The 20,971-nt window shown below is 61.4% G+C and carries 20 protein-coding genes and 1 tRNA gene; 12 read left to right on the top strand and 9 right to left on the bottom strand.

Going from position 1 to position 20,971, the window contains the following annotated elements:
* Positions 1-104: 104 nt before the first annotated feature.
* From KYT97_RS21870 to KYT97_RS21880, 3 genes are all read left to right on the top strand, one after another.
* Complete coding sequence (locus KYT97_RS21870; RefSeq protein ID WP_219110669.1) at positions 105-569, top strand: light harvesting protein subunit alpha; 465 nt, start codon at positions 105-107, stop codon at positions 567-569.
* 244 nt (positions 570-813) lie between these two features.
* A complete protein-coding gene (locus KYT97_RS21875) occupies positions 814-1,614 on the top strand; it encodes a metal-dependent hydrolase (protein ID WP_033235971.1) in 801 nt (266 codons plus the stop codon).
* Positions 1,615-1,736: 122 nt separating this feature from the next.
* On the top strand, positions 1,737-3,482 hold the full coding sequence (locus KYT97_RS21880) for a cholesterol oxidase substrate-binding domain-containing protein (protein ID WP_245005898.1): 1,746 nt from the start codon (positions 1,737-1,739) through the stop codon (positions 3,480-3,482).
* Between the two features lie 25 nt (positions 3,483-3,507).
* On the opposite strand, the gene KYT97_RS21885 is transcribed toward KYT97_RS21880, so the two are convergent.
* Positions 3,508-5,124, bottom strand: coding sequence for a DHA2 family efflux MFS transporter permease subunit (locus tag KYT97_RS21885; protein WP_219110671.1), 1,617 nt, complete (start codon positions 5,122-5,124; stop codon positions 3,508-3,510).
* A gap of 162 nt (positions 5,125-5,286) precedes the next feature.
* Between KYT97_RS21885 and KYT97_RS21890 the strand changes: the two genes are divergently transcribed.
* Positions 5,287-5,721 carry a MarR family winged helix-turn-helix transcriptional regulator gene (locus KYT97_RS21890; RefSeq protein ID WP_202026646.1) on the top strand — a complete coding sequence of 145 codons (435 nt, stop codon included), beginning with the start codon at positions 5,287-5,289 and terminating at the stop codon, positions 5,719-5,721.
* Between the two features lie 37 nt (positions 5,722-5,758).
* On the opposite strand, the gene KYT97_RS21895 is transcribed toward KYT97_RS21890, so the two are convergent.
* Together KYT97_RS21895 and KYT97_RS21900 are read right to left on the bottom strand one after the other, a co-directional pair.
* Positions 5,759-6,325: a P-loop NTPase family protein gene (locus KYT97_RS21895; RefSeq protein WP_245005899.1), complete on the bottom strand. Its 567-nt coding sequence runs from the start codon at positions 6,323-6,325 to the stop codon at positions 5,759-5,761.
* Between the two features lie 77 nt (positions 6,326-6,402).
* The gene (locus tag KYT97_RS21900; RefSeq protein WP_172937715.1) at positions 6,403-7,434 is read right to left on the bottom strand and encodes an ABC transporter substrate-binding protein; all 1,032 of its coding nucleotides are present in this window, start codon (positions 7,432-7,434) and stop codon (positions 6,403-6,405) included.
* A gap of 168 nt (positions 7,435-7,602) precedes the next feature.
* On the opposite strand from KYT97_RS21900, the gene KYT97_RS21905 reads away from it, so the two are divergent.
* Genes KYT97_RS21905 through KYT97_RS21915 form a run of 3 tightly spaced genes read left to right on the top strand, consistent with a single transcriptional unit; the run spans position 7,603 to position 12,139 of the window.
* Positions 7,603-9,159, top strand: coding sequence for an acyl-CoA synthetase (locus KYT97_RS21905; protein WP_219110672.1), 1,557 nt, complete (start codon positions 7,603-7,605; stop codon positions 9,157-9,159).
* Between the two features lie 53 nt (positions 9,160-9,212).
* A complete protein-coding gene (locus tag KYT97_RS21910) occupies positions 9,213-10,766 on the top strand; it encodes an SIR2 family protein (RefSeq protein ID WP_219110673.1) in 1,554 nt (517 codons plus the stop codon).
* 59 nt (positions 10,767-10,825) lie between these two features.
* Positions 10,826-12,139 carry a wax ester/triacylglycerol synthase family O-acyltransferase gene (locus KYT97_RS21915; RefSeq protein WP_219110674.1) on the top strand — a complete coding sequence of 438 codons (1,314 nt, stop codon included), beginning with the start codon at positions 10,826-10,828 and terminating at the stop codon, positions 12,137-12,139.
* Here KYT97_RS21915 and KYT97_RS21920 read toward each other — a convergent pair.
* The 3 genes from KYT97_RS21920 to KYT97_RS21930 all read right to left on the bottom strand — a co-directional run bounded on the left by KYT97_RS21920 (position 12,120) and on the right by KYT97_RS21930 (position 13,626).
* The gene (locus KYT97_RS21920; protein ID WP_045066546.1) at positions 12,120-12,443 is read right to left on the bottom strand and encodes a hypothetical protein; all 324 of its coding nucleotides are present in this window, start codon (positions 12,441-12,443) and stop codon (positions 12,120-12,122) included. The genes KYT97_RS21915 and KYT97_RS21920 overlap by 20 nt on opposite strands.
* 86 nt (positions 12,444-12,529) lie before the next feature.
* Positions 12,530-12,603, bottom strand: a tRNA-Pro gene (locus KYT97_RS21925).
* A gap of 54 nt (positions 12,604-12,657) precedes the next feature.
* On the bottom strand, positions 12,658-13,626 hold the full coding sequence (locus tag KYT97_RS21930; protein WP_033235920.1) for a metallophosphoesterase: 969 nt from the start codon (positions 13,624-13,626) through the stop codon (positions 12,658-12,660).
* Between the two features lie 57 nt (positions 13,627-13,683).
* On the opposite strand from KYT97_RS21930, the gene KYT97_RS21935 reads away from it, so the two are divergent.
* Positions 13,684-14,160, top strand: coding sequence for a GatB/YqeY domain-containing protein (locus KYT97_RS21935; RefSeq protein WP_033235921.1), 477 nt, complete (start codon positions 13,684-13,686; stop codon positions 14,158-14,160).
* An 88-nt stretch (positions 14,161-14,248) separates the two neighbouring features.
* Here KYT97_RS21935 and KYT97_RS21940 read toward each other — a convergent pair whose 3' ends face one another.
* Positions 14,249-16,591: a penicillin-binding protein gene (locus KYT97_RS21940; RefSeq protein WP_141485617.1), complete on the bottom strand. Its 2,343-nt coding sequence runs from the start codon at positions 16,589-16,591 to the stop codon at positions 14,249-14,251.
* 300 nt (positions 16,592-16,891) lie between these two features.
* Between KYT97_RS21940 and KYT97_RS21945 the strand changes: the two genes are divergently transcribed.
* Positions 16,892-17,218: a WhiB family transcriptional regulator gene (locus tag KYT97_RS21945; RefSeq protein ID WP_033235923.1), complete on the top strand. Its 327-nt coding sequence runs from the start codon at positions 16,892-16,894 to the stop codon at positions 17,216-17,218.
* A 31-nt stretch (positions 17,219-17,249) separates the two neighbouring features.
* On the opposite strand, the gene bagB is transcribed toward KYT97_RS21945, so the two are convergent.
* A complete protein-coding gene (gene bagB, locus KYT97_RS21950; RefSeq protein ID WP_095888109.1) occupies positions 17,250-18,404 on the bottom strand; it encodes an ATPase BagB in 1,155 nt (384 codons plus the stop codon).
* Between the two features lie 35 nt (positions 18,405-18,439).
* The gene (bagA, locus tag KYT97_RS21955) at positions 18,440-19,456 is read right to left on the bottom strand and encodes an ATPase BagA (protein WP_095887750.1); all 1,017 of its coding nucleotides are present in this window, start codon (positions 19,454-19,456) and stop codon (positions 18,440-18,442) included.
* Positions 19,457-19,509: 53 nt separating this feature from the next.
* Here bagA and sp36 point away from each other — a divergent pair, with 53 nt between their 5' ends.
* From sp36 to KYT97_RS21970, 3 genes are read left to right on the top strand one after another with little or no spacing between them, the layout of a single operon-like run.
* Positions 19,510-19,683: a Sp36 family protein gene (gene sp36, locus KYT97_RS21960; protein WP_092805866.1), complete on the top strand. Its 174-nt coding sequence runs from the start codon at positions 19,510-19,512 to the stop codon at positions 19,681-19,683.
* The gene (locus KYT97_RS21965) at positions 19,680-20,150 is read left to right on the top strand and encodes a RidA family protein (protein ID WP_033235926.1); all 471 of its coding nucleotides are present in this window, start codon (positions 19,680-19,682) and stop codon (positions 20,148-20,150) included. The genes sp36 and KYT97_RS21965 overlap by 4 nt, the downstream gene beginning before the upstream one ends.
* Entirely contained in the window at positions 20,150-20,935 is a 786-nt protein-coding gene (locus KYT97_RS21970; RefSeq protein ID WP_219110675.1) for an MBL fold metallo-hydrolase, read from the top strand. Before KYT97_RS21965 ends, KYT97_RS21970 begins: the two co-directional genes overlap by 1 nt.
* Positions 20,936-20,971 lie beyond the last annotated feature (36 nt).

The following is a 20,971-nucleotide window of genomic DNA, read 5'->3' on the forward strand; positions in this document are numbered from 1 at the left end:
CCTAAGAAACCGACAACAGATCTGCAGGGTTGGCTTCATAGCCTCGGGTTTCTCGGATGCGACCGCGCCGAGAATTCGAGAACGTTCGATCAAGGAGAGCAACGATGACGCGATTGACAGTGAACGGCAAGCGGGCCAGGCGGACCGGTGTGGTGGTGGCGTCCATGGCGGTACTCGGGCTGGCCGTGACTCCGGGAATCGCCTGGGCTTCCAACCCCATTGCCGACGGATCGCCGGTGGCCGTGCGATCCATCGCGACTGCTCCGTCCGAGCCCGGTGTGGAACCGGAAGCAGCGTGCGGTGCCGCGACGCCGATTTCCGACGAGGAGCTGCAGAAGCTCATCGACGAGGGCAAGGTGGTGCGCGCGGAGGAGGCCGGTACAGCGGCGCTCACGATTGAAGTGCCGAGCGAAGCTGCGACCTTCATTGCACGTGAGGGAATGCCGGCGCTGCCGACCGTCGAGTGGGCCCCGACGATCGAGGGTGTTCCGGCAGAAGTACTCGACGTGGCGGGCGTCGCTCCGCTGGTTGAAGGGGTTGCTCTGTCTTGCGCTGTCGCGGCGGGGTGACACGCGAAAGGACTCAGCGGGGTGACACGTGAAAGGAGCTACGCATGAACCGTTTTGACCGGGAACGGTACGACCGTACTGAACTTGAGAACGACGACGGTGATGTCTGTCGGTAGCACTTGCTACGTTCGTGGCGGTCTCGGCGAGCATGCCGAGGCCGTCGCCGTCGGCGTCATGTGTGTGGTGTCTTGGGTCGAGTCCTCTTGACTCGACTCAGGGCGCGTTTCGAAAGGTGTTGTGTTTCATGGTCATGGGCCCCACCCACGCGATGTCCGGTGCTGCTGTGGGTCTGGTGGTTGCCGAACTCTTGCCCCTCGACTGGGGTGGGCCTACCTCCACTGCCGAAACCCTGACGTTTGCCGGGGTGTGTGCGGGTGCTGCGTTGCTTCCGGATCTCGACACGAGCCAGTCGACGGTTTCCCGGTCGTTCGGACCACTGAGCAAGGCGCTGGCACAGGGTGTTGATGCGATATCGGTTGCCTTCTATCGGATCACCAAAGGCAAGAAGGACGGTAAGCGGCGTGGTGGTCACCGGACACTCACCCACACGGCGTTGTTTGCGGCCGGGTTGGGCGCCGGGGTTTCCGCGCTGGTTGTCCAGTTCGGAAAGCCCGCAATCATCATCACGTTGTTCTTCTGTCTGGGGTTGGCGATTCGCGGTCTCGCGGGGGACTTTGCGAAGGACAAGGGCTGGCTGGTCGTCTCCGCGTTGGCGCTGGTCCTGTCTGCGGTGACGTGGCAGCAGTATCCGAGTGAGGCTGGGTCCACCGGATTGGGCGTCGCAGTTGCGCTCGGATGTGCGACGCATTGTCTGGGTGATGCCATCACCAAGGAAGGCGTGCCGTTTCTTGCGCCGCTCATTCCGCTGGGTGGCAAACGGTGGTGGGAACAGCGACTTCCGTCGTTCCTGTCGATCCGCGCGGGTGGCAACCTCGAAAAGGTGTTGATCGGCCCGGCGCTCACGCTCCTCACTGTCTGGCTGATCGTCGGTGCGTTCGACGGTGCGTCCGAAGCCATCTATGCGGTGTTCTCACCGACTCCGTAACTTTTTATTACGGAACCACTGGCATCGTAATGGAACTTGTTCTAGGTTCATCTCTAACGTAAGTCCGATTCGGCAGAGACGAGTAGTCCGTGGAACGCAGCGGTTCAGCAGATCAAAGCGCAGTGGATCGACCATCCAACGCCGGATCCGTCAGCAGGCGGGGATTCCTGGCGGCCGGGGTCGGCGCCGCTGCGCTCGCAGGCCTGACCTGGTCGCCGGCCGGAGCGGTGCCATGGGGCCCACAATCCACCCTCGCTCCGCCGCCCGACTTCCCGGCCGGTATCCCGCTTTCCCAGCAGGCCTACGCCAACTGGTCCAAGGAGATCGTTCTCGATCACGTGTGGACGGCAACGGCTCGCAGCTCCGATGACGTGGTGACCCTTGCCAACTGGGCGCACCGCAACGGGTACACCGTCCGCGCTCGCGGCACGATGCACGGGTGGAGCCCGCTGACAGTGGTCCCGGGTGCACCAGTGGATCGAGTGCTGTTGGTGGACACAATGGTTCACCTGAATTCCGTCGAGGTGCACAGCGACGGAGAGCAATCCGTCGTAGCCGCCGGTGCCGGTGCCAGCATCGAGTCGATCCTCACGGCACTGCAGGACCATGGCTTGGGTTGGGCCAACTCTCCGGCCATCGGGGATCTGTCCATTGCCGGCGCGCTCGCAATCGGAGCCCACGGCGCAACCTATCCTGCAGCGGGAGAAACCATTACCCCCGGACAGTCGTTCGGATCACTGAGCAACCTGATCACGGCCGTGACCGTCGTGGTGTGGGACAGCAGTTCGGGGAGTTACACGCTTCGCGAATTCGCCCGCTCCGATGTCGAGAGCCCGGCATTTCTGACCCATCTCGGGCGCACATTCGTCACCTCCGTCACCCTGCAAGCCGGCGAGAACTACCGGCTGCGCTGCCAGAGTTTCACCGATATCCCGTGGCAGGAACTCTTTGCACCGCCAGGATCGCCGGGTCGCACCTACGAGAGCTTTGTCGAAGCGTCCGGACGCGTCGAAGCTATCTGGTTCCCCTTCACGTCCACTCCGTGGCTGAAAATCTGGACACCGACGCCGGTCAAACCGCCCGAGTCGAGGGAAGTGCACGGCCCGTACAACTACTTCTTCTCCGATGCACTCCCCGAAGCAGTCACCACCCCACTCGGGATGGTGGCCAAGGGATTGCAAGCGGCTACGCCACTGTTCGGCGCTTCCCAGTTCGGCGCTGTTGCAGCCGGATTGGTGCTCACGGACACCGACGACCTGTGGGGCTGGTCCAAGGACGTGCTGTTCTATCTGCGACACACCACGGTGCGAGTAGTCGCGGGCGGCGGTGCGGTCATCACGAAGCGTTCCAACATCGCCCGTGTCATCCACGAGATGACAACGTGGTTGAACGAGCGGATGACGCACCTCGCGTCGATGGGGCAGTATCCCGTGAACATGCCCTTCGAAGTGCGCCTGTGCGGCGTCGACGACAACGGCGAAGTCCTGGTGGACAGTGCCGGCGTGCCGGATCTATCGGCGGTGCGGCCGCGGTCGGATCGCGACGACTGGGACACCGCCATCTGGATGAATGTGGTGTCCATTCCCGGAACTCCGGGTTTGCCGGCGTTCCTTCGGGATATGGAACGGTGGATGGTCGCGAACTACTCCGGTGATTACGCCACCTTCCGGCCCGAATGGTCGAAGGGTTGGGCATTCACCAACGACGCCGCCTATCAGGACGACGAATTCCTCACGTGCACAATCCCTGCCACCTTCCGGGCGGGCGGTGACGGAAATTGGGACGCCGCCCTCGCGACCTTCGACAAATACGATCCGCACCGAGTCTTCAGCAACACCTTCATCGACCGGTTCATGCCGTCTGCCTGAGTCTCACCGTGCAAGTTTTTCTGCGTCAGCCGACGTCCGCTGCTGCCTTCGTTTCCTGCTCGGGTGACGAGAACGTCTTGTTCGGGATGAGCGCCGTGGCGATCAGGCCAACTACAACAAATCCGGCCGCAAGGTATCCGCCGAGTGTGATGCCATGTGTCATTGCGGATTGGGCCGCGTCGGCAACGAAGGCAGTGCTCGGCGAGCCGGCCAGCGAGTCGATGGCCGCGCCGGCGCTGTCGGTGACCGCCCGCGTCAACTGATCGGCCTGAGCTTGGTCGACACCGGATTCGGTGAGGTCGTTGTTCAGAGTGGAATTGAGAGTGCTGAAGAAGACCGTGGTGAGGATGGCGATACCCAGTGCGGATCCGAGTTGGCGGAACGCACTCTGAATGCCGGAGCCTTGACCGGCGCTCTGTTCGGGAATTTCCTCGAGCACGACGTTGGTTACCTGCGCCGTCGCGAAACCGACGCCGATGCCGTAGAAGAACAGCACTGCGGCAATGGTCCACCAGGGGCTGTCTGTCGCAGCGATGAATCCGAGACCAGCGAGGCCGAGCGCTTCGAGAGCCAGGCCGATACGGACCAAGCCCAACGGCGAGACCTTCGATGCCAGTCCGAAACTGGCGCCACTGGCGACAAAGCTGCCGATGGCAATGGGGACCAGGGCGAGTCCGGCTTGGAGTGCGCTGTATCCAAGCGTGAACTGAAGCCAGAGTGGAAGCACCGCAACGATTCCGAACTCACCGAGTCCGATGATCAGCGTCGCGATGTTGCCGTTGCGGAACGACGAGATGGAGAACAACCGCACGTCCATCAGTGCCCGCGACGGATCGTCACTACGGGTGAGCATGGTTTGCCGGTAGGCGAATGCGCCGAGCGAGATGGCGGCGAGAACTAGCGCGATCAGAACCGGTGACGGTCCGCTGGACCATGACAGGCCGAACAGTTCGAAGGGCTGCTTCGTGGTCAGCCACCCGTACGTACGTCCCTCGACGAGGCCGAAGGCCAGCAGGCCCAGGCCGGCGATGGACAATGCCGCTCCGGTGGCGTCGATGCGCCCAGTGGTGCGGGGTGAGGGCGCGATGAACAGCACTGCGCCGATGAGAATGAGCGCAGCAAGCGGAATGTTGATCCCGAATGCCCAACGCCACGAAGCGTGTTCGGCAAGCCAGCCGCCGAGCAATGGGCCGAGGGCGGAAGCTGCACCGATGGTGGAACCCCACACTGCGAAGGCCTGGCCGCGGGCTTTGCCGGTGAACATCGCGTTCAGAAGCGACAGTGAAGTGGGCAGGATCATGGCCGCGCCGGCGCCCTGCAGGAATCGCGCCAGGATGAGCAGGCCGCCGTTCGGTGCCAGTCCGGCCAGCAGGCTCGTTGCGCCGAACACGACGACACCGGCGATGAAGACGCGACGGGCGCCGACCAGGTCGGCAACTCTGCCGACCAGAAGCAGGAGTGCCGCGAACACGATTGCAAAGGACTCTTGGATCCATTGAGCCTGAACGGAATTGATTCCGAGATCTTCGATGATCGAGGGGACTATGACGTTGACGATGGTGGTGTCGACGACGATCAGTGCCACGCCGAGTGCAATGGCGATCAGGCCCAACCACTTGCGGGTGGTGGGTGAGATGTTCATGAATAAACCTCCATTGTGAAGTAACTTCACGATGAAGGTATATTTGGGACGGTAAGTTGTCAATGTGCGCGCTGGGCTCGACCGGCCGCCGTCTGGCACAGGAAAGGTGGGATCACCGAGGTGGAAGCACCGCGCGACATCTCCGTGGAGCGGGAGCGGCTGATGGATGAATTCCGCGCGTACGGTGCGACGTTCACCGAATTCAGCCATCGATTCGCCTCGTGGCTTGGTCTGCATTCCACCGACGCAACTGCTCTGATGGAAATCACCGCGGCTGAGGAGAAAGGTGCGCCGCTCTCACCCGCACGTCTTGGAGAGCGGATCTCACTGACATCGGGCGCCACTACCGCGTTGCTCAACCGTCTGGAAAAGGCGGGACATATCGTCCGGACCCGCGAGAATGCAGACCGTCGAGTGGTCACGCTGCACAGCAGTGCGCATGTGCAGGACCTGGCTGACGAGTTCTTCGGACCACTCGCCGTACGACTCGACGCCATGATGGAGAAATATCCGCCCGAATTACTGAGTCGATTCGAGGAATTTCTCGTCGACCTGCACTCGACGATGAACGAACACCTCGAGCAAGACACTCGCTGAACAAAAAATGCCGCTCGACTCCGGAGAGTCGAGCGGTTCACGCCCTAGTTTGCAGCGGTCCCGCGATCCACCGTTCGATGTCGGCATGGGTCCGTAGGCGGACAATCGTGAGGTCCGGTCGCCGATCTCGCAGTGCCGCGATCCGGAGTGCACTCGTACGGTGCGTGTTCCAGGCCCAGCGAACGATGTGATCTCGGTCGGAGAAGAACGTGTGTAGTGGTGGCTCGATATTGCCGTTCCACAAGACTTTTCGCCCCAGCCGCCTCTGTACCGTCCGAACGATAACCTGGCGCATCACGGTGCCGCGCGACAGGTCCAGCCACACAAGAAGATCCGCTTCATCGGCGAGTAGATCGCGAACGGACCGGTACTGCCATTCCGTCACCCACCGCGGCGCCGAACTGAATGTTGTGACGTCGACCAGGAATTGCTCACGCGGTGTCCAGTTCGGGCCGTGATAGAGACCGTCGATCTCGACGTGTTCGATGCCGAGAAGCATTCCAATTCGGGAGGCCAAGGTCGTTTTTCCGGAACCGGATGTTCCCGCTACGAGAATGCGCTTCGGGCATCCGGGCAAGCGATCTTCTGGACCGACAAGAGGCACGAGAACACTGTAGCCATCGGCCGAATCAAAAAAACGGCGAGGGGAATAGCAATTCCCCTCGCCGTCTTCTGTCGTAACTACTTTCCGAGCTTGGCCTTCAGGTCTTCGAGAACCAAGTTGGCGCCTGTCGGTCCGAGACCCAGGAACCAGGTTTCGTCGCTGACTTCGCTGGCGCGACCGTCCTTGACGGCGTCCATCGTTGCCCACAAGGGGCCGGCCGTGACGGTGGTTTGACCGGTGTCAGCGGGACTTCCGTAACTGGAGTAGAAGATCTGATCGCCCTCGGCTTGGGTGATCGTTTCCGGGCTGACCTCGACGGCCAGTTCGTCGATGTCCTGGATTGCCGGACGGGGGAGTCCGACGTCCTTCAGGATGACGCCGATGAAGGACAGGTTTCCGTACAGACGCAGCTTGCCGGACATGAAGCGGACCAGCGAGATGGTCGGGGAACCGTCGATCGACGCGCGGACCTCGTCGGCATGGGTCTGGTAGTCGTTGAGGATCTGCTCGGCCTTCGTCTCTTCACCCAGCGCGTCACCGGCAAGGAGGAAGTTCTCCTTCCACGGGAATCCGGGACGGATGCTGAAGACCGTCGGCGCGATCGCGGACAGCTGCGGGTACAGCTTGTCCTGGCGCAGTTTGCTGCCCAGGATCAGATCGGGCTTCAGGGCAGTGATGGCTTCGAGGTTGAGATTGTTGGTGGTGCCGACATCGGGGACGCCCACCAACTTGTCGGCGAGGTACGACGGCTGGCCGGCTGCGCTTTCCGGGCTGGCGATACCGACCGGGGTGATGCCGAGTGAGAGGACTTCGTCCAACTCTCCGCTGTCCAGGACGACGACGCGGGTCGGCTTCGTCTCGAGTGTGACCTCGCCCAGTGCATGTGTGACGGTGCGCGGGAACTCGCCGGGAGCGGAGTCACTACCGAGCTTCGCGGTTTCCGTGTCGGCGGTGCTGAACAGCTTGCCGCCGGTCGCGACGTCGGTGTTTCCGTTGGCGTTACTTCCGGCGTCGGAAGTTCCACAGGCTGTTGCTGCAAATACTGTCGCCAGCGCAACCATGGCGATCCGGACCGATGTGCGGGTCCGGAATGAAGTACGAGTGAGCATTAGGCAAGGCTACGCTTGTGGTATTGGGCACTTTTAGCTGGTCTCGGGGCGAACATTGCTGATCCCGACTAACGGAACCTACTCCGCATTTTGCATTCGGCGACTCGGTAAAAGTGTTAGCTTCGCGAAAGACCTGCCAATTGTGAGCGAAGACACGTGAGGAACCCGATGACCCTGAACGTTGCCGATCTGTTCGAGGCCGTTGCCGATGCGATTCCCGATCGAACACCGCTGATTCTCGAGGAAAGGCGCCTCACTTATCGGGAACTCGAACTACGGTCCAACCGATTGGCGCACCACCTTCAGTCCGTCGGCGTCAAACCGGGGCAGCACGTCGGAATCCACATGAGGAACTGCGTTGAATATGTGGAAGCGCTACTGGCCTGCATGAAGATCAGGGCTGTTCCGATCAACGTCAACTTCCGCTACACCGACGTCGAACTTGCGTACGTCTATACCAACTCGAAGATGGTGGCATTACTGGTCGAGGACGAATTCGCGGAGATTGCATTGGGCGTTGTACCGCAGTGCCCCGAGATCGACCACGTTCTCATCGTCGGCGACGAGTACGAAACTGCACTGGCCGCAGCGTCCGACGTCCGGGATTTCGAGACTCGCTCAGACGATGACCATTTCATCATCTACACCGGCGGAACTACGGGGATGCCCAAGGGGGTTGTCTGGCGGCACGAAGACTTCTTCTTCGCTGCTCTGTCCGGAGCCAACCTCAGCGGACCGCCGCGTCGTAGTCTCGAAGAAGTGGTCGATGCGGCGATTGCGAATACCAATCCCACTGTGCTGCTGCTTATTCCACCGCTCATGCATGGTGCTGCCATCTACTCGCTGCTCACTGCCTTTCTGATGGGAGCGCCGCGAGTCCTGACCCGGAGCTTCGACCCCCTCGACGTGCTCAGGCTCGTCGAGGCCGAGAAGATCACCGGCATCACTGTTGTCGGCGACGCGATCGCCCGTCCGATCGCCGATGCGATCGCCGATGCCGACGGTAAGTACGACATCTCCTCGTTGAAACTGATCGGATCCGGCGGCGCGCTGTTCTCGCCGAACCTCAAGGAAGAGTTGAAGTCTCGAATTCCCGGGTTGGTGATCAAAGATGCGTTCGGTGCCTCCGAATCCGGTAACGACGGCGTCGTCGAATTCGGCGAGGACGGAACGAAGCGAATTCGGTCCAACCCCAACATGATTCTGGTCGACGAGGAATTCCGTCGGATCGAACCGGGATCGAATACTGTCGGCTACATCGCACGAGCGGGGCATGTGCCACTGGCCTACTTCGACGATCCGGAGAAATCAGCCGCGACGTTCCCCGTTGTCGACGGTGTACGGATGGCAGTCCTGGGCGATATGGGAACGATGGAAGTGGACGGCACGATCGTGCTGCTCGGACGCGGTTCCATGTGCATCAACTCGGGCGGAGAGAAGGTGTATCCCGAAGAGGTGGAACAGGCGCTCAAGACTCACCCAGCGGTTTTCGACGCCCTGGTGGCGGGTGCACCCGACGCGCGGTTCGGGGAGAAGGTGGCTGCGGTCGTCCAGATCAGGCCTGGGTTCGAAGATGTGGAACCAGATGCCCTGTCCGAGCACTGCCGGATTCATGTGGCGGGGTACAAGATTCCCCGTTCGATCGTTCTTGTTCCGGCGATCCTTCGCTCACCGAGCGGAAAAGCGGATTACCGTTGGGCAAAGGAAACCGTCGCTGGGGTGTAAGCGCCGCGCAGCGGTTTGCGGACACCTGTGCTGGAGATCGCTGGGAGTCGTGTGTGGCTGGGAACGATGCAGGTGCAGGGCATGTGTTTGTTGTTCGCGGACGGCTCGAATCGGTTGACTGGGACGCAGCTGTCGTCTCGACGAGCGGTAGTTTCCTACCACGCGAGCACTGGTGGCCTGTGCTTGGACTCACTGCACAGTTGGACTTCGCACCGGCCGGCGCTGGTCGGGTTCGGTCCTTTCCGAAGGAGGGGCGTCCAGCTTGGCTGTTGAATGTCGCGTCGCGGATTTCGGTGGACTGGTTGGTGGAGGGCGTCTACGAAGTCCTTGACGTGATCGCCAGAACTGGAATTCAGCCGGGCGGTAACCGAGTCAAACCGCTCGTTGCATTGCCGACGTTCGGAGTGGGGTTGGGTGGCCAGGGTGGAGTACGCGGCCACGTAATCAAGGCACTGATCGACGCCGCAGCAGTGTGCGCCGACAAATACGACTTCGATATAGCATTTGTCGTTGCCAATGCCGCCGATTATGCTGCCTACCAATCTGTTCGGCGTGGGCATCTGTATAGCGCCGGAGTACCTCCGCAGGTCCAGCAGCTAGCAGATCGACTGCGTGCCGGTGACGTCTCGTTGTTGTTGGGTGCGGGAGTCAGTATTCCGGCCGGATTGCCTTCGTGGGACAGCCTCCTTGACCGGATTCGAAGCGAAGCGCTTCCGTCTATCGATGCCGAATTGTTCTCCGGTCTCGGAGTTTTGGATCGCGCACAACTGCTGTCCAAGGCATTGCATCCTCAAGGATTGGGCGCCAGCGTTGTCGAGTTGACCGGGGGTGGCGCCAAGCCGACGCTGTCTCATTGCCTACTTGCTTCACTGGGCGTGACCAAAGTGGTCACCACCAACTACGACTCGCTCTACGAGAAAGCTTTCGAATCTGCTCACGGCCGAGGTTCGATAGCGGTGCTCCCAAGGGAGGAAGCAACCGCAAGCCGCCCCTGGATACTCAAGATGCATGGCGACAGCGGAGACCCGGACAGTATCGTGCTGAGCAGACGAGATTTCGTCAGATACGACGCGGAGCGGCGCCCGCTGGGATCAATTGTTCAGTCCCTCATGGCTACTGGTCACCTGGTTGTTGTCGGGGCTTCAATGACCGATGACAACGTGCTCAGGCTTGCTCACGAGGTGCTCGCTCTCGACGAACATAACGGTCGACAGAGAAAGATCGGAACAGTGATAACTCTGCGCCAAGACAATCTGCGAACTGAATTATGGAAGAATGACTTCGACTATGTCGCGGCGTCGGAAGCAGATAACGACTCTGCTGCCGCTCGCGATCTCGAGATATTTCTCGACAACCTTGCAATTCTGACAACCGTCGACACGCCGTATCTCTTGGATGTGAACTACAGCGGGTTGCTCGATGGTGAAGAGATCGCACTTGCAGATTCCTTGCGCGAAGTTGCCAAGATCGTTCGTTCTCTGCCGGAATCAAGTCGCGAACGATGGGGAGTTCTGGAAGCGACGCTGCACAGGTTGGGTGCGGAAACGCGGCCTATGCGTCGTCGCCGGGGTGTAAACGATCGGGCGAACATTTCGCGAAGCGGGTAGTGGTTGTTTACCCTTTTCATGCCCGCTTTGTCTCGTTTATGCTGGATCGGAGATTTGTCGTGCCTGCCAAACAACTGACTTCAGTGGATTTCGAATTGATTCCCGCAAATATGGAAACCCGCTCCACTGATGTCCTGACGATTTTCCTGTTCGATTCGGGTGACTCGACTCCGCTCGACAAGAAGGAACTACTCGAGTTCCTCGGTGCACGCGCGTCGAGGATCCCACAATTGCGGTGGACCGTGACCGCAGTTCCCGGCGGGTTCGGGTTTCCCTATTGGATCGACTCCGCACCCTTCGATATCACCAAGCATGTCGAAGACAATGTCGAAATATCCTCGTGGAAAGGTGTTTTCGAATACTTCGCCGACATTGCCGCACGGATCGTCGATCCCTACGAATGTCTGTGGCGACTGCACGTTGTTCGAGGTGTTCGTGATGCCCCAGGGGTGCAGGGTGAAGCAACGGTGGTGATCCTCAAGGGCTCGCATGCATTAGGTGACGGGCATGTGTACAACGCGATTGTTCACGACCTGTTCTCGTCGAAGCATTTACCCGACTTCATTCCGGAACTCACGGCGCCGAACCCGTGGTGGTCGTCCGTCAAAGGACTCCTCGGAACTCCGCGCCGGTATGTCCGCGCATTTCGTGCTCTGCCGGAAACCCGGAAATACGACGCACCGGATTCCGGCGGTGGTGCCGTGACCTTTACGGGCAAGCGGTCGGCTGCCGCGATCATGCTCGATCTGGTGGCGATTCGAGAAGCCAAGAAAATGTGGCCAGGCGTGACAGTGACGGCTATCGCCCAGACGATCATCTCGTTGTCGCTGGAAGAACATTTTGGTGACAAGAGTCCACGCTCGATGCAGGTGATGTCCGGCGCCCCCGTAGGGGCAGAGGTGCGCGGACAAAATCACATGGGTTGCTATCACGTCGATCTGGCGATGGATAAACAAGATATTGCGGAACGACTTGCCGCGATCACCACAAACAACAACCACGGCAAAGCGGAATATCCTGACGCATACCGGGCCGTACGTGCGCTGCAATACGAACTTCCGGCTATTGCGGTCAAACCTGAATTGTCATCGGATCCGAAACTGGGAACTGTAGCGAGCAGCGTCAATCGTGGACCGGCCGTCATGACTCTCGGCGATTCAAGAATCGTTTCGACCACGTCATTTCCGTACGTGTCGCCGCGGAGCCCGTTCAATCACGGGATCTACTCGGTGGGTGACGTGCTTGCGATCTCGGTACTCAGCGGAACCCCGGACAGCGGTGACATCGATATCTACGCGGCTGTCCTGGAGAAGAACGCGGCCCGCGTCCTGGCGTGCCTCGAGGAACGAAGTACTAAAGCCACGGCTCGATAGGCTTCTTCACCCACATGATCTTCTCGTCGGCGTGCGTGCGCTGCGCCTCAGCGCGATCAGGATGCGCCGCTGCCCACTGATCCTTCTCGTCGATGAGACCGGCTGCGATGGTCCAGGTCTCCCGGGTGCTCGGGGGATTCGCGTCGGCGGCACGCGCGAGTTTGCGCAGTCGATCGTCGGGCATGTCGAGTAGTTCGGCGGCGGTGATCCCACGATTCCATGCGAACTTGGCCAGACCCACCGCCTTCTCACGTCGACTGCGACTGGCGATGTCGTTGTGCGCGAAGTCCTCGTTCTTGCCCATGGGTAACCACCTCCTGGAGAGCACGGTACAACAAAAGAAGGCACCTTCTCCGCGAGGAAAAAGTGCCTTCTTCAAGTTCTTCACTGTCGGGGTGGCGGGATTTGAACCCACGACCTCTTCGTCCCGAACGAAGCGCGCTACCAAGCTGCGCCACACCCCGTGTCGAACCTCGGTTAGCTTACAGCACGAAGTCGGCAGGCATTAAATCCGCAGGTCAGTTGCGTAAAACCGGCGCAGCTGAGTGAGCGGAACCGCGCTCGGTGGAGTGCTCCGGTTCGCGGCCGGTAGACGGCACCAACGTCAACAGGGTTGCCTCGGGGCGGCAGCAGAAACGTACCGGAGCCCACGGCGAGGTTCCGATGCCGGCAGACACGTGAAGCTGTGTGTGAGCACCCCACTTGGACGGGCCCTTCACGCGGGAGCGGTCCAACTCGCAGTTGGTGACAAGCGCGCCGTAGAACGGCAGGCACAGCTGCCCGCCGTGTGTATGGCCGGCGAGAACAAGGTCGTAGCCGTCCTCGGCGAACCGATCCAACACCCGGGGTTCGGGGGAGTGCGTCAAACCGAGCTTGAGCTGAGCCAGGGGATTGGGCGGGCCCGCGATGGTGTCGTAACGATCGCGCTTGAGATGCGGATCGTCGACGCCGGCCGTGGCGATCTTGATGCCGGACACCTCGAGTTCGCGTCGTACATGCGTCACGTCGAGCCAACCACGTTCGGTAAATGCAGCCCGCAGGTCTCCCCACGGCAGCGGATCGCCCGTGATGCGCTTCTTCTTGTCGAAGAGGTAGCTCAACGGGTTCTTCGGCTTCGGAGCGAAGTAGTCGTTGCTGCCGAACACGAATAGACCGGGGCGTGCGAGCAGGTCGCCCAGTGCCTGGACAACTGCGGGGACACTGCGCTGGTGCGACAGGTTGTCGCCGGTGTTCACCACGAGATCCGGGTCGAGGCTTTCGAGCTCACGCAACCAGTTCTGCTTCAATCGCTGGTTAGGCATCATATGCAGATCGCTGAGGTGGAGAACCCGCAACGACGACGACCCCGGCTCGAGTACGGGCATCGTCACCTCGCGCAACGTAAAAGCATTGCGTTCGATGCCGGATGCGTACCCGATTCCGAGTGCAGCGACGCCCGCGGCACCAAGTGCGGTGCGGGTCAGGTTGGTGCGGAACTGGTCAGACACCAGTCAAGGATATAACTAAGGGGACGGGAGGCGGGGCGTGCGCGTAGCGTTTCCCCCATGTCCGACACGACAGCAACGCTCAAAGACAAACTCCGTTCCGACATGGTCGCATCCATGAAGGCCAAGGATCCGCTTCGCACCGGCACCCTCCGGATGCTCATCGCAGCAGTTCAGACCGAAGAGGTTGCCGGTAAGGAAGCGCGAGTCCTCACCGACGAAGAAATCATCAAGGTTCTTGCCAAGGAATCGAAGAAGCGCGGGGAATCCGCCGAAATCTACACCGAGAACGGCCGTGGTGAACTTGCCGCGAAAGAGCGCGCCGAAGCGCAGATCATCGACGAGTACCTGCCGACGCCGTTGACCGACGCAGAACTTGTCGACGTCGTCGACACGGCGATGGCGCAGGTAGCCGAGGAGCTCGGCGAGCGTCCGGGTATGCGTCAGATGGGTCAGGTCATCAAGGCCGCCAGTGCTTTGGCCAAGGGTAAGGCTGATGGCGCGCGTATCTCCGCTGCCGTGAAGTCTCGCCTGTAGGCGTCACCGACAGCGCTTGTCAGCTCCACCGACAAAAGAGAACGGCCGCAACCTCGTGTGAGGGTGCGGCCGTTCTTTCGTGCGGGTGCTAGCGCGGTTGTGGCGCTCCGGGTGCCGGCGAATCGGGTGCCGGTGAGGCCGGAGCAGGTGAGCCGTCCGGTGCCGCCGGTGCCGCCGGTGCGCGTACCGACCCGTCACTGATGTAGATCGTGATGGTGGAACCCGGTATCGCCGAGCCCGACGGAGACGCGCCGGTGACAGTTCCGGCACGCGCTCCCGATGCGGACGTCACCGCGTTGACGGTGAATCCCGACTCCTGCAGGCGGGACGTGGCAGCGGACTGGCTCAATCCGACAACCTCGGGAACCTGTCCGTTCTGCGAGCCACGTGCATACTTCTGATCGATCGGCGGAAGCGCCGTCGGACCGAAATTGTTGGCAACCGGCATCATCGCGGCGAACCAGCTCCGAGCCGGTTCGGTACCGCCGTATAGGTTTCCGCTGTAGCACGGGCGAAGCGGAGTCGAGCAGATCTCACCCGGAGTCGGGGAGTCGCCGAAGATGTAGACGGCCGCGGCCAGATTGTTCGTGAAGCCGAGGAACGCCGAAGACTTGTGGGTCTCCGTGGTACCGGTCTTACCGGACATCGGCAGAGACCATCCAGCGCTGCCTGCGGCACCCGCAGATGTACCTGCACCCACGTCGTCGCGGCTGAGCGCATTGGCGAGGGTATCGGCCAATCCGGGCTCGACTACCTGCTCGCAGCCCTGTTCCGTGACCGTCACCGGCTTGCCGTTGCGGTCGACGACGGAATCGATCGGACTGGGCGGGCACCACTTGCCGTGCGACGCCAATGTTGCCGCGACGTTCGACAGTTCGAGCGGATTGATCCAGGTCGGGCCGAGCGTGAACGAGCCGAGATTCTGTTCCTTCTGGAAGTCGGCCATGCTGCGATCGTCGAAGCCCGACGTATTGGGCTCGGCGTACGAACGCAGGCCGAGACGCACGGCCATATCGACTGTCGGCGTCACACCGGTTGCTGCGATGAGCTTCACGAACGCGGTGTTGGGCGACTGCGCGAGAGCATCCGTCACCGACATCGTCGCCGGATAGTTACCGACGTTCTCGACGCAGTACGTGGACACCGGACATCCCGCCGCGCCGCCACTACCGAAGCCCTTGGCGTCGAAGCGGCGGGGAACATCGAGCATCGCGTCGATGCCGAGGCCCTTCTCCATGGCGGCGGCGGTGGTGAATACCTTGAACACCGAGCCGGCACCGTCACCTGACAGTGAATACGGCTGAGCCAGGACGGTTTCGCTTGCGTCGGCGTCGAGACCGTACGTGCGGCTGCTGGCCATCGCCACGACCTTGTGCGAGTCCTGGCCGGGCCGAATCACGCTCATGACGTTGGCGATGCCGTCGAGGTCCGCCTTGGCGTTTGCGTTGAGACCAGCCTTGGTGGATGCCTGCACCGCCGGGTCGAGCGTGGTTTTGATGAGGTAGCCGCCCTCATTGATCTGCTCGCGACTGATCCCGGCGTCCGAGAGGTATTTGAGTGCGTAGTCGCAGAAGAATCCGCGGTCACCGGCCGCGATGCATCCGCGCGGGAGCGTATTTGGGGTGGGTAGAACACCCAACGGTTCGTCTTTGGCCGCCCGGAACTCGTTGGCCCGGTCGGAAATGTTGGTGATCATGGTGTCGAGCACGGTGTTGCGGCGCTCGGTGACACCTTCGACGTTGGTGTACGGGTTCAAGGCCGAACTCGACTGAACCATGCCGGCGAGCATCGCGGACTGCGGAACGCTCAAGTCTTTGGCGTCGATGCCGAAGTACGTCTGAGCGGCATCCTGGATTCCGAAGGAACCGTTACCGAACGGCACCAGGTTCAGGTAGCGGGTGAGGATCTCGTCCTTCGTGAGTTCCTTGTCCAGGGTGAGCGCCATCCGGATTTCGCGGATCTTGCGAGCCGGAGTGGTCTCGATCGCGGCGCGGCGCTCGGCATCGGTTTTTGCGACGACCAACAGTTGGTAGTTCTTCACGTACTGCTGATCGAGCGTCGAGGCACCTTGCTGGACCTCACCGGAGGTGGTGTTGGTCAGGAAGGCGCGCAGCGTTCCCTGCCAGTCCACTCCCTTGTGATCGGGGAATCGACGGTCCTCGATGGAGACGATCGCCAACTTCATGTTGTTCGAGATCTGGTCGCTCGGGACCTCGAACCGGCGTTGCTCGTACAGCCAGGCGATGGGATTGCCCGCCGAATCGACCATCGTCGATACCGCGGGGACCGTGCCGTCGACCAATTCAGCTGAAACGTTGTCGACCGTGTCCGCGGCTCGATTGGATGCGAATCCGAGTCCGCCTGCCAGCGGAAACATCACTCCGGCAACGAGGACACCGGCCAAGGCAGAGCTTCCGGCGAGCTTCGCCACTGTTTTTGCAATCGACACGATCTACAGAGTACGTGTGCGCACCCCATGGACGTGGCATGCGAAGAATTCGTGCCGAATAAAACGTCCTGAACACCCGGTTTGTACTGCCGTACCAAAAAAGGTGGACGCCCGTCTTGCGTCTGGGCGTTTCTTTACCTAAATTGTGTGAACGGTGTGATTGACATAACACTCGATCACGAATGTGTCTCAGCTTTCGTCGTGATATCCCGCGACGGAAGCAGAGATGTTGTGCTGCTCGCCCTCGAGGCGACGGACATACTTTGTAGAGGGGACCAGAGAATGTACACAGCCACCCCGAGTAGCCGTTTGGATGTCGAACAAGCAGAGGCTCGCATCGCCTGGGTAACACAGGCACGCTGCCGCGAAGTAGATCCGGATCAGCTTTTCGTTCGAGGTGCCGCGCAACGTAAGGCAGCAACAATCTGCCGACACTGCCCGGTCCTGATGCAGTGCGGCGCCGACGCTCTCGACAACCGCGTCGAATTCGGAGTGTGGGGCGGGATGACCGAACGCCAGCGACGCGCTCTCCTCAAGCAGCACCCCGACGTCGACTCGTGGTCCGAATTCTTCGAGGATCGACGCCACCAGCAGTCAACTGCTGTCTGACCTAGCTTTTTCTGGTCTAGCCTTTCCTGATCTAGCCCTTCCGAGTGAGCTGGTCGCCCACAGCGCGCAGTGCCTCGAGGTCTGACACCTCGAACGGCAGTGACGGAACGCCGATCAGCGGCACCCTCGGATGAGCTGCGGTAAACCGGCTCAGCAGCGCCACCTCACGTTTGGCGATTGCTGCGCGGTGAGCATGAATGCGAAGCACCGCCTCCGTCAGTGCCTCGGCGTCGGTCGGATTCTCCTTGGCTGCGAGTTTGTCCGCGGCCGTTGCCGCGTGATCAGCCGGCAGTGCGGTCAGAGTCGGATGTGTTCGGTTCAACACCAACCCGGCAAGCGGCATCGAATCTCCGGCCAGGCGGTCCACGAAAAACGCCGCTTCGCGCAACGCGTCAGGTTCCGCAGCAGCGATCACCAGAAAATGGGTGCCTGGCTGACGCAGGAGTTCGTAGGTCTTGGTGGCGCGCTCACGGAAGCCGCCGAACATCGAATCGAGCGACTGAACAAACGCCGACGCGTCAGCGAGCATTGCGCTTCCGACGATCGTCGACACACCCTTGAGTGCCAATCCCATGGCGCCGGCAACAAGCTTGGTCAAACCCCGCCCCGGAGCTGAGAGCAACCGGATCATCCGGCCGTCGAGGAACGTTCCCAGCCGCTGCGGAGCGTCCAGGAAATCGAGTGCGTTCCGGGACGGCGGCGTATCCACGATCACCAGGTCCCACTTGTCGTTCGACGCGAGCTGTCCCAGCTTCTCCATCGCCATGTATTCCTGAGTGCCGGAGAACGATGTGGCAACGGTTTGGTAGAAGGGGTTCGCGAGGATCTGCTGAGCCTTCTCGGGGCTGGAGTGCTCGAGCACCATCTCGTCGAACGTGCGACGCATGTTGAGCATCATCGCGTGCAACTCGCCCGTTGCTTCCGGACCGAGTTTCACCGGTTGCGGTGTGTTGTCGAGTTCCGCGACGCCCAGAGCCTGAGCCAGCCGTCTCGCGGGATCGATCGTGAGAACGACGACGCGTCGGCCCTGCTCGGCCGCCCGCAACGCCAACGACGCCGCAGTGGTGGTCTTGCCGACGCCGCCAGCGCCGCAGCACACCACAATTCGTGCGGTCGGATCGTTGATGATCGCCGAGATGTCGAGCACCGGAGCACTGCGGCGTCCGGTTCTGGAACTGCCGACCATGACATTGTCAGGGACCGCGTTTTCGGTGGTTTCGGTCATCGGACACCCTGTTCCATGAGGTATTCGGCCAGTTCGTAGAGGCCACCCAGATCGACGCCGTCGGCCAGAGTAGGCAAGTGCAGTCGGGCGCCGTCGATCTCCTGCAGTTTCTCCGCACTGGATTCCTGCGCTTCGAGAACAGACGCGTGCTCGATGGTTTCCGTCAGCAATCCGGCGAAGTCGTCGTCCGACAGTTCGAGGCCGACATCCGTGAGCGTGGATCGAATGGACGCGGCATCGATCTTTCCGGCCGCAGCACCCGCCAGAGTGCCCTCCGGCAGGAACTTCGGGCTGGTGCGGTTGACGATGATCGCGCCGAGATTGAGCTCGTCGCGCGCCAATTCCAAGGCGGCATCCGCGGTTTCCTGCACGGGCAGTGCCTCGAGTAGCGCCACCAGATGCACCACTGTTTCCGGCGAGTGCAGCAGTCGCACGACGCCCTCACTCTGCGAATGCACCGGCCCGCCTTTGGCGAGATCGGCCATAGCCTTCGTGACGTCGAGGAAACTGCCGATCCGGCCCGTCGGCGGGGCGTCGACGACAACGGCGTCGTATACGCGCTTCCCGGTCCGATCGGTGCGGATGACGCACTCCTTGATCTTGCCGGTGAGCAGTACGTCACGCAGGCCAGGTGCAATGGTCGTGGCGAACTCGATGGCGCCGAACTTGCGCATCGCGCGGCCGGCGAAGCCCAGGTTGTAGAACATCTCCAAGTACTCGAGGAAAGCCGTCTCGATATCGACGGCCAACGCCATCACCTCACCGCCACCTTCGGCAGCTGCGACTTTCGTTTCCTGCGGGGGTAGCGGTGGCACGTCGAAGAGCTGCGCAATTCCCTGGCGGCCCTCCACTTCCACCAGCAGAACGCGTCGGCCACCTTCGGCTAACGCGAGCGCCAAGGCGGCGGCTACCGTCGACTTACCGGTCCCGCCTTTTCCCGACACAAAATGCAGGCGGGCCTTCGATGCGGACTCCGGCCAGCTCTTGCTCAGCTCATCTTGGGATGCAACCACACCGCGAGCCTATAAGTCTGGGGCCGAAGATGTGCGCGGGATAGGCTCACCGCATGAGTGAATTGACTTCCTGGGAATACACCGTTACTCCGTTGCTGGTCCACAACCCGAAGGCCATCCTCGACAATTGGGGCGTCGACGGTTGGGAGCTGGTGACGGTTCTTCCGAGCGCGTCGGGCGAACAGCACGTCGCATACCTCAAGCGTCCGAAGGTTGCAGGCGCATGACCGAAACAACACAGACCTGGTCAGCGCGTCTCGCGGAACTCGGCATCGAACTGCCCGCGGTTGCGGCGCCGGTCGCTGCCTATGTCCCTGCGGTTCGTAGTGGCGATCACGTCTACACCTCGGGCCAGTTGCCTTTTGTCGACGGAAAGCTGTCGCTGACGGGCAAGCTAGGCGCGGACGCGTCGGATGCTGACGCAAAGGCCGCCGCGCGTGTCTGCGCGCTCAACGCTCTTGCCGCGATCAACGCTCTGGTTGGCATCGACAACCTGGTTCGTGTGGTCAAGGTCGTCGGATTTGTCGCCTCCGCGCAAGGCTTCACCGGTCAGCCCGGCGTGATCAACGGCGCGTCCGAATTCCTCGTCGAGGTCTTCGGCGACGCAGGCATTCACGCTCGCTCCGCTGTCGGTGTTGCAGAACTTCCCCTCGGCTCCGCTGTCGAGGTGGAACTGATCGTAGAAGTTCGCTGATGACAACGGTTCATCCCGCATACGCGCAGCTTCGCCGCGTCACCGACATCGCGTCGGTCATGCTCGAGAACAACCCGGGCATGATGACGCTCGACGGCACCAACACCTGGATTCTGCGGGCGCCGGGCAGTGACCAGTATGTAGTCGTCGATCCCGGTGACAACGACGAAGAACATCTGCAGCGAGTGGCCGGAGTCGGCGCGGTGGCGTTGGTCCTGATCACGCATCGGCACTTCGATCACACCGGCGGAGTGAGCCGTTTTCACGAATTGACCTCGGCGCCAGTGCGTTCCGTTTCTCCCGAGTTTCTGCGCGGCAGCGGTACGACGCTTGTCGACGGTGAACTCATCGAGGTTGCCGGGCTGCGCCTGCGTATCGTGGCAACTCCCGGTCATACCGCGGACTCGGTCTCGATCGTCATCGAGAACGAGGGCAGTGTGCTGACCGGCGACACGATACTCGGCCGTGGCACAACGGTTCTCGATGATTCGGACGGCGATCTGGGGGACTACCTCGCATCGCTGCGTGCGCTCATCGAACTCGGCGACGGGCGAACCGTTCTTCCTGGGCATGGCCCGGAATTGCTTGACCTGCAGGAGATTTCGAAGCACTACCTCGCGCATCGCGAAGAACGGCTCGATCAGGTGCGAGCGGCATTGGTCTCGCTCGGCGATTCCGCGTCGGTACGCGACGTGGTCGAGCACGTCTATTCGGATGTCGATCCGAAACTCTGGCCGGTGGCAGAAAAATCGGTCAATGTGCAGTTGGCATATCTGCGTCGCTGAACCGTGCAGTGGAACTGCCGCCTGTTATGCCAATTG

Source organism: Rhodococcus globerulus (genome assembly GCF_019334125.1).
Taxonomy (GTDB): domain Bacteria; phylum Actinomycetota; class Actinomycetes; order Mycobacteriales; family Mycobacteriaceae; genus Rhodococcus_F; species Rhodococcus_F globerula.